This window comes from Nocardia sp. NPDC102475, assembly GCF_055584605.1.
The window spans coordinates 66072-81617 of sequence record NZ_JBVJLS010000010.1; the positions used below are offsets into that span (position 1 = coordinate 66072).

Annotated in this window: 12 protein-coding genes; 8 read left to right on the forward strand and 4 right to left on the reverse strand. The window is 66.1% G+C overall.

Going from position 1 to position 15546, the window contains the following annotated elements:
* The first annotated feature begins 266 nt into the window (after nucleotides 1–266).
* Nucleotides 267–1214: a hypothetical protein gene (locus ACZ60G_RS19445; protein WP_387294235.1), complete on the forward strand. Its 948-nt coding sequence runs from the start codon at nucleotides 267–269 to the stop codon at nucleotides 1212–1214.
* Here the strand turns inward: ACZ60G_RS19445 and ACZ60G_RS19450 are convergent.
* The gene (locus tag ACZ60G_RS19450) at nucleotides 1194–2027 is read right to left on the reverse strand and encodes a DUF1266 domain-containing protein (RefSeq protein WP_465811441.1); all 834 of its coding nucleotides are present in this window, start codon (nucleotides 2025–2027) and stop codon (nucleotides 1194–1196) included. The genes ACZ60G_RS19445 and ACZ60G_RS19450 overlap by 21 nt on opposite strands.
* 109 nt (nucleotides 2028–2136) lie before the next feature.
* Between ACZ60G_RS19450 and ACZ60G_RS19455 the strand changes: the two genes are divergently transcribed.
* Nucleotides 2137–2388 carry a DUF2277 domain-containing protein gene (locus ACZ60G_RS19455; RefSeq protein ID WP_063042800.1) on the forward strand — a complete coding sequence of 84 codons (252 nt, stop codon included), beginning with the start codon at nucleotides 2137–2139 and terminating at the stop codon, nucleotides 2386–2388.
* A gap of 11 nt (nucleotides 2389–2399) precedes the next feature.
* Here ACZ60G_RS19455 and ACZ60G_RS19460 read toward each other — a convergent pair whose 3' ends face one another.
* A complete protein-coding gene (locus ACZ60G_RS19460; protein WP_465811442.1) occupies nucleotides 2400–3692 on the reverse strand; it encodes a PucR family transcriptional regulator in 1293 nt (430 codons plus the stop codon).
* Nucleotides 3693–3991: 299 nt separating this feature from the next.
* On the opposite strand from ACZ60G_RS19460, the gene ACZ60G_RS19465 reads away from it, so the two are divergent.
* From ACZ60G_RS19465 to ACZ60G_RS19475, 3 genes are all read left to right on the forward strand, one after another.
* Nucleotides 3992–5515 carry an aldehyde dehydrogenase family protein gene (locus ACZ60G_RS19465; protein ID WP_465811606.1) on the forward strand — a complete coding sequence of 508 codons (1524 nt, stop codon included), beginning with the start codon at nucleotides 3992–3994 and terminating at the stop codon, nucleotides 5513–5515.
* Complete coding sequence (locus tag ACZ60G_RS19470) at nucleotides 5512–6345, forward strand: SDR family oxidoreductase (RefSeq protein ID WP_465811443.1); 834 nt, start codon at nucleotides 5512–5514, stop codon at nucleotides 6343–6345. The genes ACZ60G_RS19465 and ACZ60G_RS19470 overlap by 4 nt, the downstream gene beginning before the upstream one ends.
* Nucleotides 6346–6781: 436 nt before the next feature.
* The gene (locus tag ACZ60G_RS19475; protein ID WP_465811444.1) at nucleotides 6782–7672 is read left to right on the forward strand and encodes a LysR family transcriptional regulator; all 891 of its coding nucleotides are present in this window, start codon (nucleotides 6782–6784) and stop codon (nucleotides 7670–7672) included.
* Here the strand turns inward: ACZ60G_RS19475 and ACZ60G_RS19480 are convergent.
* Nucleotides 7669–9039, reverse strand: coding sequence for an amidase (locus ACZ60G_RS19480; protein WP_465811607.1), 1371 nt, complete (start codon nucleotides 9037–9039; stop codon nucleotides 7669–7671). The genes ACZ60G_RS19475 and ACZ60G_RS19480 overlap by 4 nt on opposite strands.
* 410 nt (nucleotides 9040–9449) lie before the next feature.
* Here ACZ60G_RS19480 and ACZ60G_RS19485 point away from each other — a divergent pair, with 410 nt between their 5' ends.
* The 3 genes from ACZ60G_RS19485 to ACZ60G_RS19495 are packed head-to-tail and all read left to right on the forward strand — an operon-like array spanning nucleotide 9450 to nucleotide 14964.
* On the forward strand, nucleotides 9450–12017 hold the full coding sequence (locus ACZ60G_RS19485; protein WP_465811445.1) for a protein kinase domain-containing protein: 2568 nt from the start codon (nucleotides 9450–9452) through the stop codon (nucleotides 12015–12017).
* On the forward strand, nucleotides 12014–14254 hold the full coding sequence (locus tag ACZ60G_RS19490; protein ID WP_465811446.1) for a serine/threonine-protein kinase: 2241 nt from the start codon (nucleotides 12014–12016) through the stop codon (nucleotides 14252–14254). Before ACZ60G_RS19485 ends, ACZ60G_RS19490 begins: the two co-directional genes overlap by 4 nt.
* Nucleotides 14251–14964 carry a cyclase family protein gene (locus ACZ60G_RS19495; RefSeq protein ID WP_465811447.1) on the forward strand — a complete coding sequence of 238 codons (714 nt, stop codon included), beginning with the start codon at nucleotides 14251–14253 and terminating at the stop codon, nucleotides 14962–14964. Before ACZ60G_RS19490 ends, ACZ60G_RS19495 begins: the two co-directional genes overlap by 4 nt.
* Here the strand turns inward: ACZ60G_RS19495 and hpt are convergent, their stop codons facing one another.
* Nucleotides 14965–15522, reverse strand: coding sequence for a hypoxanthine phosphoribosyltransferase (gene hpt / locus ACZ60G_RS19500; RefSeq protein ID WP_063042806.1), 558 nt, complete (start codon nucleotides 15520–15522; stop codon nucleotides 14965–14967). It lies immediately after the preceding gene.
* Nucleotides 15523–15546: the final 24 nt, after the last annotated feature.

Here is a 15546-nt window from a genome sequence, read left to right on the forward strand (position 1 = left end):
CGGACATGCCACGTTACCGCGTACGGTCTAGTCGATACATCGCGCAGTTCGGCAGCTGGTGTAGTTCGACAGGTAAACGGTCGGGGAACGTCCGTGGTTCCCGAAGTCTCCGGTCGGGTTACGCCAAGTGGTCACAATCATGTCATGTTCGGCCTATCGTGAGCGACGACACATAGCCGCGGTGCGAGCGACGGGCCCGAAGGCGGTAGCTTGCGTAACCACGTAGGGCCCCGGGAGCACCGCGAATCAAACAGAGCGCAGGGGGTATGGACATAGTTGAGCTACGGACACCCACAGCGATACTGCGGCACGGCCGTGGACGACTGATCGTTCTACGCCCGGGCAGCGATGGTGAACGCGTCCTCGATGTGCCGGTCACCGATCTGCTCAAGGTTCGACTGAACCGCCGCGCCGACGACGCCGTCGTCATCGAGATCTATCTGCGTTATCCCACGCCCGTGCTCACCGGTGTGCCCGCCGACCGCACCCCGCTACCGGTATTGATAGCCGAACACGATTTCCCCGCGGCCGCCGAGATCGTCGAGCGCATCAACGGTCAGATCCTGGCCAGCCAGCGCATCGATGTGGCCGCACCTGACCTGCAGCCGCCCGCCCCGCAGTGGGGTAAGAGCGGGCCGACCAGAGCCGATGTCGATCGAGCCGTGCGGCGGATGGCCCCCAAACGCGAAGCCAAGGCGGCGATAGCCGCCCTGCATCGTTACGTCACCATCGACGAATACGTGCTGGAGACCGCCATCGTCGTGGCACATCCGCCCGCAGGCACCGGCCCCGGCCTGCTGGCCGCGACCACCGGACGGCTGCTGTTCATCTCCATCGGCCCCGGCGACAGGTACGCCCACGAGCTACCCATTCCGGTCGTCATGTGGGCGCGCACCACCGACGGCGCCGTGACGACACCCGGTGAGATCGGCCCGGTGCGCGGCGAGACCGGTATCGATGTGCACGACGGAAACGTCACGTTGCATTTCACCGGCACCGATCGCGCCGATACCGAGCGCGTCACCTGCGCGGTGAATTTCGCTGTCCGGCGCGATTCGGCCGACGGCGCGGCCGGACCGGCCGATCCGGGCGTCGCGCAGCTCTATTCCGAATGGGAATTGCTGGTGGAGCGGCATTCTCTCGGCATGGTCGATGACGGACAGTTCCAGCGCTACGGCCGTGGGATCCTGCGCTCACTCCCCGACGGGCACTGATTGCAGCGTGATCCGCCGCCACGGGCTGGTCGGACGCAACCACAGGCGTAGCAGCTCCATGCGCCGATCCACGCCGCCGTTCTTGAGTTCGGCCAGATCCTCACAGGCCTGCCAGTAGGTCCAGCCGGTCAGGTAGGCATCACCGAATTGGCGCCAATTCTGGTATTTGCGCTGAGCCAGCGGCAGCGCCCGCATCAAATAATCCCAGGCCAGCTCGGCGTCGAGATAACCCGCGGTAAAGGCCATTCGGGCCACCGCGACCACCCGGGCCAGATCCCAGGCATGGATATCGCTCGGCAGCGGACGGGCCAGATGATCGGTGAAACCGATTTTGATCGCCTGCGACCAGATGTCGTAATCGCGGACCAGCGCTTCCGGATTGTCCATCCCCCGGAACGAGCCCACCTGCCGCAGGAAGGCGCGGTGCCGATCGGCCCGCTCACCGAACCGGTCGCGTTCACTGGCATTGATCGATGCCATCACCAGTGGATGCACCATCGCGTACAGCGGCGAGTGCATACCTTCGAGCAGCTGCTCCATGGAGGCCTGCGCCTCGGTGCCGTCGGTGATGCCCCATGCGCCGGTGAGCGTATCGATGGCGAGTTCACGCCGGTCACCGAGCGGATGGTCGCGCTCGGGACCGAGCAGCAGCGCATCGTGGAAGGCGTCCCAGCGCGCCGAATAGAAGCCGCCGAGTGCGAGCGCGCGCAGTTCGTCATCCGATACCGCCGCGCCGGACCAGTGGTCCTCTTCCCGCTTGTCGAGCTCGTCGTAGGGGAATGTTGTCAAGGTGGGTACACCGCGGGCAGGCATACCCCCGATTGTTCACCATCGATCTTGGATGGACCTGTGTAATCGATCGGCTTCATCGGATCTGTTTCTTGGCCTGCCTTACCCCGACAATGGGCAGTAGTGTGCTCCCATGAGTAGCAACATCACCCTCCTTCGTGGCCTGGATCCTGCGCCTACCGAGCAGGAAATCTATGCTGCCGCACTGCAGTATGTGCGTACGGTCGGTGGCGTGTCCGGCCTGAGCACCACCACCAAGGCAGCCGTCGACAAGGCGGTGAACGCCATCGCGGCGGCGACCACGCAATTGCTCGCGGATTTGCCGGATGTGCGGGTCGCACCGGTCACCGAACCGCCACTACGCCAGGTCGCGGAGGCGGAGTAGTTCGTAGCGTTTCAAGGTAGGGCGTCTGCGCCGTAGGTGGCGACGCAGGCCAGTGCGATCTCCAGCGGCAGGCTGCGCGCTTCGATCGGATGGCCGAGCAGGTCCTCGATCCGCTGGATCCGATAGCGGACCGTGTTCTTGTGCACACCGAGTAATTTCGCCGTGGCCTCCGGGCTGCGATGGCTTTTCAGATATGCGTGCAGTGTTTCGCGCAGTCGTGTGGCATTGACATCACGGCCCGCCAGCGCGCGTAATTCGCGCCCGATCAGACCGCGCATGGCCGCGTCGTCGGCGCCCGCCAGATAAGCGATCTCCACCTCGCGATACGCGGTGACCCGCGCTCGATCCGCCGGACCGCGCTCGGCGACGTGCCTGGCCGCGACGGCCTCGCGATGGCTCTGCCGGAACCCGGCGGCCTGCGGCGCGGGCACCCCGAACGCGGCCCGCACCGGCGGCTCGACCTGACCGTGCACGATTCGCTCGATCTCCCCGGGCGCCGCCAATTCGGCGGCATGTACGTCGTCGTCCAAACCCGCCCAGGCCCACATGCCGCTCGCGCCGGAGGCCACGGTGAGCACATGGCCACTGCCGAGCGCCGTGCCCAATCGCGTCGCGACCCGATCCAGTAGCCCGCTCGACTCACTGTCCGGCTCACCGGTGCTCTCATCGGTCCACAGCACAAATGCCAAGTGCTGCTTGGCAAGTCGATAGCCGAGCCGGACCGAGGCCTGGTCGATATCGAGTTCGTCACCGGCGAGCAGGGCGCGCACGATTTCGGTGCGCCGGTTGAGCGCGGCGCGCATGACCCGCTCGCGTTCCTCCATGTAGGTATCGGTGAGCGTCTCCACCGAAATGCTGACCCATCTGGTGGAACGCTCGAACAGTCGCAGCATTACCGCCCGCTCGATCTCGGGCGGCGGCTGCCGTTCGTCGACGGCGTCGGTCATGTAGTCGAGTACCGCCTCCTGCCCGACGTGATAGGTCCGCAGCAGCAGCCGCAGGTCGTAACCGCGCCGGGCGAGGGTTCGGGCGAAGGCGTGCGCCTCCTCCGGCAGGGCGAATTCGATGGTGTCGCTGGTGAGATTGGCCAGCACCACCCGCGCGTGTGCGCGGGTGCTCGCGGCCAGGTCGCGGCGCATATCGCGATCGGCGAGTTCCGGGATATGCGCGATGATCGCGTTGTCTAGGCGATCGACGACCTGTTCGAGAGCCCGGGTGCGCATGGTCTCGTAGACGTATTCGGCCAGCCAATCGCGGACGACCGCGCTATTCGGGCTGATCGCCGCCGGGCGGCCGGTGGTCATGAAATCTCCAGATTGTGCTCAGAGAACAAAAACGGCCTCATTCGTTGACAAATCGGGCCAAGAAAGTCCGAGAACCTTGTGCCACGATCATAGGTCAGTGAACTGATTCACAGCGATCAGCACAACGTCAGTGGGAGAACAGCGTGACCGATACGGTGCCCGGCGCGGCCGAGAAGAAAACTGCGCGTAAGACAACGGCGAAAGAAGACGCGGCGCGAGCGACGGGCGCGGAGGCGGTAGCGGAGCGTGACCACGGAGCGCCCCGGGCGCGCCGCGAATCGGACACCGCTCCGGCACTGATCGAGGTACGCAATCCGGGCACCGGGGCGGTGGTCGGGTCCGTGCCGGACGAGAGCGCCGACGCGGTCGCGGCCAAGATCCGCGAATTGCGCCTGTACCAGCCGGAATGGGAGGCCATAGGCCCCGACGGGCGCAAGGAATGGCTGCTGAAGCTGCAGGACTGGATCATCGACAACACCGAGCATCTGGCCGATGTGCTGCAGGCCGAGGCGGGCAAACCTCGCGTGGACGCGCTGATCGACCCGGCCTTCTCGACCGATCTCATCGGCTACTACGCGCGCCGGGCCGGGAAATTCCTCGCCGACGACCATCCCTCGCCGCACAGCCCGCTGGCCCGGGTCAAGAAGCTGACCACGGTGTACAAGCCGTATCCGGTGGTCGGCGTGATCACGCCGTGGAACTTCCCGCTGGCCATGCCGGTCATCGATGTGATCCCGGCGCTGGCCGCCGGTGCCGCGGTGATCCTCAAGCCGTCGGAGGTGACTCCGCTTTCGGCGATCGAATTGGCAAGGGGCTGGGCCGAAATCGGTGCGCCGCCGGTTTTCGCCGTGGTCACCGGCGCGGGTGCGACCGGTGCCGCGGTGGTCGAGAATGCCGACTACATCCAGTTCACCGGTTCGACCGCGACCGGGCGCAAGATCGCCGCCGCCTGTGTCGAGCGGTTGATTCCCTACAGCCTGGAATTGGGCGGTAAGGATCCCGCGATTGTGCTCGCCGACGCCGATCTGGATCGGGCCGCGCACGGCATCGCCTTCGGCGGCATGTTCAACTCGGGCCAGGTCTGCATTTCGGTGGAGCGGGTGTATGTCGAGGCTCCGGTTTACGACGAATTCGTCGCCAAGCTCACCGATGCGGTCGAGAATCTGCGCCAGGGTCTCGACGGTCGCGAGTCCAAATACGACGTGGGCGCGCTGGCCAACGAGAACCAGGTCCAGATCGTGCAGCGGCATGTCGACGAGGCCGTCGCGGCGGGCGCCAAGGTGACCACCGGCGGCAAGCGCACCGGTGTGGGCACCCTGTTCGAACCGACCGTGCTCGTCGATGTCGACCACACCATGTCCTGCATTACCGAGGAGACCTTCGGCCCGACCCTGCCGGTGATCAAGGTCGCCGACGAGGCGGAAGCCGTTCGGCTGGCCAATGATTCGATCTACGGCCTCTCGGCCTCGGTCTGGACCGGCGATAAGGAGCGCGGCGAACGCGTGGCGCGTGCCCTCGAAGCCGGCGCGGTGAATATCAACGACGTCTTCGTCAACCTGTTCAGCTTCGCGCTGCCGATGGGTGGCTGGGGACAGTCCGGCGTTGGCGCACGCTGGGGCGGCCCGAACGGAGTTCGCAAGTACTGCAGGCAGAAGGCGATCACCACGCCGATCCTGCCGACCCAGCAGAAAGAACTGCTCTGGTTCCCGTACCAGATGCCGAAGGTGCTGTTCGGGCTCGGCGCGATGCGTGCCGCGGGAGCTCGTGGTCTGCGGCGCATCGACATTGCGGCAATTCTGAAACTCAAGGGAGACAACAGGTGACAGACGGGGCGAAGATTCACGGCAAGGTCGTCGTCATCACCGGTGGCGCGCGCGGCATCGGACTGGCCACGGCGACCGCACTGCAGGCGCTCGGCGCCAAGATCGCGATCGGCGATATCGACGAGACCACGGTCAAGGAGTCCGGCACCGCCCGCGATTTCGAGCTGTATGGACGGCTGGATGTCACCGATCCCACCTCGTTCGAGAGCTTTCTCGACGAGGTCGAGCGCACCGTCGGACCGATCGACGTGCTGATCAACAATGCGGGCATCATGCCGACCGGCAGATTCGCCGACGAGCCGGATCAGATCACCCGTCGCATTCTGGACATCAATGTCTACGGCGTGATCCTCGGCTCCAAGCTGGGCCTGGCCCGCATGCTGGCGCGCGAGCGCGGGCACATCATCAATATCGCCTCGCTCGCCGGCGAGACGCATATCCCGGGCCTGGCGACCTATAACGCCAGCAAGCATGCGGTGCTCGGCTTCACCGACACCCTGCGCGAGGAGTACCGGGGTTCGGGTGTCGCGTTCTCCTCGGTGCTGCCGACGCTGACGAATACCGAACTCGGCTCCGGCGTGAGCGGTCCGAAGCTGCTGCGCCCGGCCGAACCGGAGGAGATCGCCGATGCGATCGTCGCGCTGATCGCCGAGCCGAAGTCCAAGGTCCGGGTGACCGCGGTGGCCGGGTTCCTGTCGCAGCTGGTGAATCTGCTGCCCGAGCCGGTGGCCGATGGACTGGCCAGGGCGCTGGGTTCGAGCAATGCCTTCCTCGACGATGTGGATATGGCCGAGCGCAAGGCTTACGAGGATCGGGCACGCAGCCTCTGAGCGGTCGATGAAGGCGCCGTGGTCGGGTCATGACCACGGCGCCTTCGCGCATTCGAATACCCCCCGCGACGGCCGTCCCCGGACCGTTCGAACGAGACAGCAAAACACAATTGTGACTAACATCACTCAACCCGCCCGTAACGGCATCACCCGCGTTGCGGGCCGTTTCCCGACAGTGACCGGCCACACTTCAGCACCCCCCGGCGCGGTCCACAGACCCACTCGTCGCCGTATCGTTGCTGGTCATATGCCCAATTAACTTGCACGCGGCAGCGCGGGTCGCGAGTGCTGGAGATTCGCGGAGTCGATGATGCAAATGACCATGACAAGCCATATGCTGTGTCTAACAAACCTGCCGACTGTTTCGGCTGCCGTATCCAGACTTTCCGGCCTTAATAGGCTGGAAATTCAGGACCGATTCTGATAGCAAGGGGCTATGGACCCGCATTTGCGCGACCTGCGGTATTTCGTCGCCGTCGCTGAGGAACTGCATTTCACCAACGCCGCTCAGCGGCTGCACATCGCTCAACCCACCCTGTCGCGTCAGATTCGTCAGCTGGAACGCCAGCTCGATGTGGTCCTGTTCGACCGCAACCAGCGCAGCGTCGCGCTGACCGTCGCGGGTAAGGAGTTGCTCGAAGGCGCCCGCAAGATCCTGGAGCTGTGGGAGGTCACCAACGTCTCCCTGCAGGAGGCGGGTGAGGTGCTGCGCGTCGGCATCCAATCCGCGCTCGGCCGCGGGCTGCTCAACGATCTGGAGAGCGCGAGCGGGCACCGGCTGGCGCTGCACGCCGCCTCCTGGACCGACCCGTCCAGTGGTCTGGCCGGTCGACAGGCCGACCTCGCCCTGGTTTGGCTTCCGCTACCCGATCCGAACCGATTCCGCTGGCAGGTGCTGCGCACCGAGCCGCGCTGGGTGCTGCTGCCGGAGAACCATCCGCTGGCCGAGAACGACACCATCGACTTCGCCGACCTGCTGGACGAACCGTTCATCGCACTGCCCACCGAAGCCGGTGCGGTGCGCGACTTCTGGCTCGGCAACGATGCCCGCAACGGCCGTCAGCCCAAGATCGGCGCCGAAGCGGCGACCCCCGAGGACAAGCTGGAGGCCGTAAGCCTCGGCCTCGGCGTCTGCCTGCTGGCCGAGAACAATGTGCCGATGTACCGCTGGCCGGGTCTGACCGCTCGCCCGCTCGCCGGACTCGCCCCGTGCGAACTCGCGGTGGCCTGGCGCGCCGACGACAACCGGCCCACCATCCTCGAATTCGCCGCACGCGCGGTGGACGGTGGTTTCGCGGTGCAGCATCAGCCCGCGATCGCGGGTTAGTCGTTCACCGTTCGCTTCCAGGGGTGGATCGACTCGAGTTGAGCCGCGAGGCGCAGCAGGATCGATTCACTGCCGGGCGGTGCCGTGAGTTGGGCGGCGACCGGAGTTTTGGATCTCGGATGCATTCCCATCGGGATTGACGCGGCGGGCCAGCCGACCAGATTCCACAGCGGTGTGAACGGTGAATACCGAGCGCTGATAACAACATTCGCGAGCCAGCCCAGGGTGTGCCAGGCCCTGGCCCGCGGTGGCGGCGCGGCCAGCGTCGGGGTGATCACCACGTGGTAGCGCTCGAAGAAATCCAGCAGTTGCGCCTCGACCCGGTCCACCTGGGCCGGGCGCACCAGCCGCAGCCGCTGGACGAGCCGACCGAGTGCGATGTGGCGGCGGGTGCGCCGCTGCAGACGTTCGGGGCGGATGAGATTCGCGGCCTCCCGCGCGCCGAATGCCAACCAGCGCAGGCCGACCGAAACGAGCGATTCGCCGTAGGGCAGTGTCACCGATTCCACCAGGTGCCCGGCCGCGGCGGCGGCCGAAGCAGCGGTGCGGGCCGCCGCGGTCCAGTGCCGATCGACCCGGAACATCCGGGACGGTGGCGCCACGGCCAGCCCGATGCGTAGTCGGCCCGGCGGCTCCAACTCGGCTAGGTCCGGGCGTGCGGCCAGCACGGACAGCATGAGCGCGGCATCGCCGACTGTCGTTGCGAGCACACCGTTTTCGACCATCCCGGACCAGGAATCGACGCCTACCTCGGCCGGTACGGTATGCCGCCCCGGCTTCAGCCCGAACACCCCGCAGCAGGCCGCGGGAATGCGCACCGACCCCAGCTCGTCGTTGCCGTGCGCCACCGGCACCAGCCCGGCCGCCACGGCCGCGGCCGAACCGCCGGACGAGCCACCGGAGCTGCGGGCGGAATTCCACGGGTTCCGACCGATGCGGCCCTCACTCTCGGTCGTACCCCACAGGCCCAGTTCGGGGACCGCGGTCAGCCCGACCACCACCGCGCCCGCGGCCCGCAGCCTGCACACCACCGGATGGTCGGCGGTCGCCGGACGGGTGTCGGTCGCGGTGGAACCGGCGAGAACCGATTCACCCTCGACCGCGATGTTGTGTTTTATCGCGATGGGCACACCCGCCAGCGGCAGCAGATCCAGATCGGAACGCTGTTCCAGCGCGAGTGCCTCGGCCCGTGCTTTAGCGGAGCGAACGACCGTGAACGCATTCGTCTTTCGGTTCTCGGCGGCGATCAGATCCAGGGCGGTATCGACGGTTTCGGTCGGCGTCAGCGAGCCGTCACGCACACTCGCCGCGATTGCCGCCGCCGGACCGCGTGACAGGCCGGTTTCGCGTGGCATGCTGGAATCCATCGAAGCATGTACGGCGTCGGTCCCGCCCACCGCGACCCCACGGGCGGCCTGCACCTCCGGGGCTTCAGTAGCCTCCGGAGCGGTTGAATCCGTCGCTGTCGGATCCGCCGCCGCGACGCCACCCGCCGCGGCCGTCACGGTATTCGATTTACGGCGCTGTTCCCGGGTTTTTCCGTGGTCACGCTCCGCTACCGCCTCCGCGCCCGTCGCTCGCGCCGCAGTGTTGTTCATGTGCTGGTTCTTCCCCGTCGCATCGTTGTCGAAATCGGGTGATCCGCTGTTGTGGCGCAAGTTATCATTTCGATTACTGCTCGGGGGACGATGTCGTCGGGTGTGGCGCAAATTCAGCGGCACATCCACCGAACGGCCACTGCGGATACTCGACATCCGCTCAGCAGGTAGGTCCGAAAATGAGTGCTGATCCCGAAAATACGCACCGAACCGATCTCGACACCGAGCCGACCAGAGACTGGGGCGAGTCGCCGTCGCATACCGAGAACGACGTGGTCGAGGCCTTCTCGACCGCATGGGAATCGGCGCGCCGGCCACCGGAGATCGCCGACTTTCTGCCCGACGCCGAATCCTTGCGCCGGGCCGCCCTGATCGAATTGATCCGCGTCGACCTGCGACATCGCTGGATCCGGCTCCCCGAGACGCCGACGCCGCGTAAACGACTTTTCGACTACTGCGCCGAGTTTCCGGAACTCGAACCGGGCGGCATTCCGGCCGGTTTGGTGTACGAAGAGTTCGTCATCCGCAGACACAGCGGTGAACGTGTCGATCCGAAGGATTATCTGCGGGAATATCCGGAACAAGCGGCGGAATTGCGCGCGCTGCTCAATGCCGACGACATCGACCAGAGCACCCGGCGGGCGGCGCTGGAGGATTCGGTGCTGACCGAGTTCGCCAATACCCGCGCGGCGGCCGAACTGAGCCGGACCGTGCAAGCCGATCAAACCGTCGGACTGAACCAAACCCAGCAGTCCGTTCGTAATACCGACGTGACGCGCACGACCGTCGGTCCGACCGAGACGGCGACCGCCATTCCGACCACGATCGGAACCGGTCCGGGGAAATTCGACGCCCTCGACCGGATCGAGATCGGCCAATCCATCGATGACTTCGATTTGCTCACCGGACTCGGCAGCGGCGCCTTCGCCCGGGTATTCCTGGCCAGGCAGCGATCGTTGCAGCGCTTGGTCGCGGTGAAGATCTCCGCCGACCACGGCACCGAACCGCAGACCCTGGCACAGCTCGACCACGACTACATCGTGCGCGTCTTCGATCAGCGGCTGCTCGGCTCCGATGACGCCCGCGATCCGGCCATGCGCCGACTCCGGCTGCTGTACATGCAGTTCCTGCCCGGCGGCACCCTGCTCGGCGTACTGCGCTGGGTACGCGCGACAACACCCGCCGAACGCAGCGGGCAACTGCTTCTCGACGCGGTCGACGCGGCAATGGAGGAGAAGGGCGAAATCCGCCCGACCGATTCCAGCGTGCGCGCCGAGATCGCCGGACTGAGCTGGCCGGAAACCGTGGCATGGCTGGGCCGCAGAGTGGCCGAGGCGCTGGAATACGCCTCCGCGCACGGCGTACTGCACCGCGATGTGAAACCGGCCAATATCCTGCTCACCGCCGAGGGGGTGCCGAAACTGGCCGATTTCAATATCAGCTTCAGCCGCAATGTGGCAGGCACCAGTCCGGTGGCCTATTTCGGCGGCTCACTGGCGTATATGTCGCCCGAACAGTTGGAGGCCTGCCATCCCGGCCGCGAACGCACGGCCGAGGATTTGGACACCCGTTCCGATATCTACTCCCTCGGTGTGGTGCTGTGGGAATTGCTCACCGGCGCGAAACCGTTCGACGATTCCACCGCGGGCGCGACCGACCACGGTGACGATACGGCGCTGGAGGGCATGCTGGAACGGCGCACTGCCGGGGTGGATGACATTGCGCTGCAACGAGTTCCGGCGAATTGTCCGGCGGCGCTGCTGCGGGTGCTGCTGACCTGTCTGGAATCGGATCGGACGCGGCGCTGGGCCAATGGTGGGTTGCTGGCCAAGCAGTTCGACGTGTGCATGGACCCGAGGGCCCGGGATCTGGTCGACCCGCCGCCCGGCAGTTGGCGGCTGAAGTTGCGGTCGTGGCGGCTGGTGATCGTGTCACTGGCCATCGGCATCCCGAATATCCTCGCCTCGGCGTACAACATCCAGCACAACCAGCATCTGATCGTGGACCGGCTCCCTGAGGACGCCGGGCGCACCTTCGTGATCATCACCACCGTGGTGAACGGAATCTTCTTCCCGCTCGGGGCGGCGCTGATCCTCTACCTGTCCCGAAGAATGCTCACGGTGCCGCACGGGTTGCGCCGCCACCGCCGCTACGATGCCGAGACGCTGCGGCTGGCCAGGGCGGATTCGCTGCTGTTCGGCGACCGAGCGGTGTGGGTGGTCTTCTCGCTGTGGGTGCTCGCCGGATTCACCTTCCCGATCGCGCTGCAATTGGCGGCCGGGGACGTACCCGCCCGCGCGGTGGTGCACTTCCTCACCTCGATCGTGGTGTGCGGCGCGATCGCGATGGCGTACCCGTTCTTCCTGGTGTGCTTCTTCATGGTCCGCTGCATCTATCCGATCTTCCTGCGGCACGGGGAGATCAGTACCGAGGACGCGGTGTGGCTGCGCGGCCTGGATCGCCGCGCCAACGGATATCTGGCGGTCGCGGCCTCGGTGCCGCTGCTCGCGGTGGCGGGCGTGACCTTCCTGCCGCCCGACGATATTCCGATGGTGATCGACGCGGTGCGCGTGCTCTGTGTGGGCGGCATCATCGCGTTCATCGGCTCCTACCTGCTCTTCCGGGCGCTGGAGGCCGATCTGCGCGCGCTGGAGCGGGTCGTCGCGCCAGCGGATTCCCTTGACCGCGAACATGTTTCGGCGGACCGGGAGCGCGGCAGGCCCGCCCCGGCGGAGCCGCGATCGTGACAGCTGCCGATTTCGCGGATCGAGGCGAGACCGACCCCATAACCAGATTCACCGAAGATTGGCAGCACTGCCTGCGTGGCGAGCGGACCGAACCACCTCCGATCGCGGAGTACGTCCCCGACGGCACCCAGGTGCGGCTGGCGGTACTCACCGATCTGGTCCGCATCGATCTGCGTCACCGCTGGGATCGGGAGGGCCTCGGCAAACGCATCGCCGAGTACCGCAAGGAATTTCCCGAGGTCGAGCACAGTGCGGAATTGGTCGATCTGCTCTGCGAGGAGTTCCTGGCCCGACGCCGGTACGGCTCGCTGGAACTGGCGGATTTCCTCGCCGAATATCCGGAGCTGGCGCAGGATGTGCGCGCGCGGCTGGCCGTTTACGCCGGCGACGACGCCGCCGCGGCCGATACCGAGCGGGCCGCCGCGCTGGTCGCCGGTCTGACACCGGGTCATCGGATCGATGACTTCGATCTCCTCACCGATCTGGGCACCGGTACCTTCGGCCGGGTCTTCCTCGCCAGGCAGCGTTCCATGCAACGTCTTGTCGCCGTGCGGCTTTCGGCGGGCCGCATGGCCAGCGGGCACAGCATGGCGCAACTGGATCATCCGCATCTGGTGCGCGTTTTCGATCAGCGCCTGGTCACTGCCGCGACACCGGAGGCCCCCGCATCGACCCGGCTGGTCTATATGCAGTACCTGCCCGGCGGTACGGCGGCCGGAGTACTCGCCGAGCGGCGGCGCGGCCCGGAATCCGAGGGCGGCGTCCTGCTGCTGCGCGCCATCGATGCCGCCATGGAGGCCAGGGGCGAGATCCGGCCGTCGGATTCGAGTGTGCGCGCCGAAATCGCCGCACTCAGCTGGCCGGAGACGGTGGCCTGGATCGGCAGACGACTGGCCGACGCGCTCAATTACGCCGAGCAGCAAGGCGTACTGCATCGCGATATCAAACCGGCGAATGTGCTGTTCACCGCGGAGGGCATTCCCAAGTTCGCCGATTTCGCCGCGCGCACGGCGGCACCTCGCACGGCGGCGAATCCGCCGGCCGCCGAATCGGATTCGCTGCCGTACCGCTCCCCCGAACAACTCGCCGAACTCCTCGATCCGGCCGCACCGCCGCCCGGCCCGAGCAGCGATATCTACTCCCTCGGCACGATGCTGTGGGAAATGCTCACCGGCGCGATGCCGTTCGACGATCCGCCGATGCCCGCCGATCCGGACGCCCGCGCCGAAGCCATCGCGACCATGGTCGCCCGGCGCGAGCGCGGCGTCACCGCGGAGACCCTGGAGCAGCTGCCCGCGGACACCCCGAGCGCGCTGCGGCGGGTGCTGCTGGAATGTCTGCGGGCCGACCCACAGCGCCGCTGGCGCACTGGCGCCGAACTCGCCGCGCAACTGGATCTGTGCCTCGATGAGCGCGCCAGGGAACTGGTCGATCCGGCACCGACCAGCCTGGCATACCGGTCGCGAGGCTGGCTGATACCGATCCTCACGCTGTGCGTCGGCGTGCCGAATTTCCTCGCCAGCGTCTACAACATCAACCTGAACAACTCACTGATCATCGATCGGATGACGGCGGCCGACCAGGAACGGTTCGCCACGGGCGGCCTGATCACAAATCTCATCGCCTTTCCGATCGCCGGATTGCTGCTGCTTTTCCTCACCCGTCGCCCGCTGACCATCGGATTCCGCCTGGCCCGCGGTCGCGAATACTCCCCGCGCACCCTGGCCGCCGCCCGGCGCGACACCCTGCAGATGGGTGACTGGGCGGTCTGGGTGCCGTTCGGGTTCTGGCTGCTCGCCGGGCTGGTGTGGCCTTTGGCGCCGGTCTTCTTCGGGGTCGAGCTACCGCGCGCGACCTTTTTGCACTTCTTCGCCGCACAGGTGGTGTGCGCCGCGATCGCGCTGGCGTATCCGTTCTTCCCGATCATGGTTTACGCGGTGCGTTCGATTTATCCACAGCTGCTTGTGCGCGGTGGTATCGGCGCCGAGGACGAGGAGCAACTGCGCAAACTCGCCAAGCGCGGAAACTTCTATCTGGGCGTCGCCGCATCGGTGCCGCTGCTCGGCGTGGCCAGCGCGACCTTCGTCGAGGCCGCCGATCTGGATTTGGTGATCGTTTCGGTGCGGGTGCTCAGCGTGGGTGGCATCCTGGCATTCGTGCTCACGTATCGGTTGTTCCGGATACTCGAGGCCGATCTGCTGGCCTTGGCACGTGCGATTCCACAGCGGAAGCGATGACCGGCTCGCGGCCGTTCGGACGGCTGGTCAGCCTTTCCCATATCCACGATCCGGCGACGGCGCCGCTGTTTCCCGGCGATCCCGAATTCCGGACCGACATTGTCGCGACGGTCGCGAACGACGGCTATTACCTGCGCTATATCCAGCAGGGCGAGCACACCGGAACCCATTGGGGCGCACCGATCCACTTCCATGCCGACGGACTGGCCGCCGACGAATTGGATCTCGACGATCTCTTGTTGCCCGCGGTCAAGATCGACGTGCGGGACCAATGTGCGAACGATCGGGATTACGCGATCGACATCGCTGATCTGCGGGAATGGGAGGGCCGGCACGGGCGGATACCCGACGGGTCGGCGGTGGTGGCCTGGACCGGGTGGGACGAGAAATGGGGGACGCCGGAATTCATCGGAACCGGCGAAAGTGCCGATCACCAACCGGGATTCGCGGTCGAGACGGTGAAATGGTTATTGCGGACCGGGCGGCTGGGGCGGCGTGGCGCACTCGGCATCGATACGTTCGGACCCGATCTGGGTACCGACGACACCTATGAGGTGTCGAAGCTGCTGTATCGCGAACATCGGATCAGCTTGGAATGTCTGGCGAATCTCGCCGAACTACCCGTCACCGGCGCCTGGGTATTGGTCGGCGGTGCACTGTACAGCGGTGGGTCCGGTTCGCCCGCAACGATATTCGCGATGCTGCCCTGATTACGCGCCGCCGTAGACCTTCGGGTCGAGGGTGCCGATATACGGCAGGTCGCGGTAGCGCTCGGCATAGTCGAGGCCGTAGCCGACGACGAATTCGTTCGGAATATCGAAGCCGACGTGCGCGACTTCCACGTGGGTGCGTAGCGCGTCCGGCTTGCGTAGCAGGGTGACGACCTCGAGCGAGGCCGGATTGCGGGTGGACAGATTGCGCTTTAGCCAGGACAGCGTGAGACCGGAGTCGATGATGTCCTCGACGATCAGCACGTTGCGGCCCGCGATGTCCTTGTCCAGGTCCTTCATGATGCGCACGACGCCGGAGGACGAGGTGGACGAGCCGTAGGAGGAGACGGCCATGAATTCCATCTGGGTGGGAATCGGCAGCGCCTTGGCGAGATCGGTCATGAAGAAGATGGCACCCTTGAGCACGCCGACCAGCAGCAGATCCCCCTCGGGGGCATCGGCCGGATAGCGCTTGGCAATCAGCTCGGCCAACTCCTGGGTCTTGGCCGCGATCTGTTCCTCGGTGATCAGCACCGACGCGATATCGCCCTCGTACACGTCAGTTGGTTTCCCTTCCCTGGT

Coding starts and splice junctions, on each gene's coding strand:
- ACZ60G_RS19460 (WP_465811442.1), bottom strand. CDS start 3,692: ATGACCACCGGCCGCCCGGCGGCGATCAGCCCGAATAGCGCGGTCGTC.
- ACZ60G_RS19450 (WP_465811441.1), bottom strand. CDS start 2,027: ATGCCTGCCCGCGGTGTACCCACCTTGACAACATTCCCCTACGACGAG.
- ACZ60G_RS19495 (WP_465811447.1), top strand. CDS start 14,251: ATGACCGGCTCGCGGCCGTTCGGACGGCTGGTCAGCCTTTCCCATATC.
- ACZ60G_RS19485 (WP_465811445.1), top strand. CDS start 9,450: ATGAGTGCTGATCCCGAAAATACGCACCGAACCGATCTCGACACCGAG.
- ACZ60G_RS19445 (WP_387294235.1), top strand. CDS start 267: ATGGACATAGTTGAGCTACGGACACCCACAGCGATACTGCGGCACGGC.
- ACZ60G_RS19455 (WP_063042800.1), top strand. CDS start 2,137: ATGAGTAGCAACATCACCCTCCTTCGTGGCCTGGATCCTGCGCCTACC.
- ACZ60G_RS19475 (WP_465811444.1), top strand. CDS start 6,782: ATGGACCCGCATTTGCGCGACCTGCGGTATTTCGTCGCCGTCGCTGAG.
- ACZ60G_RS19480 (WP_465811607.1), bottom strand. CDS start 9,039: ATGGATTCCAGCATGCCACGCGAAACCGGCCTGTCACGCGGTCCGGCG.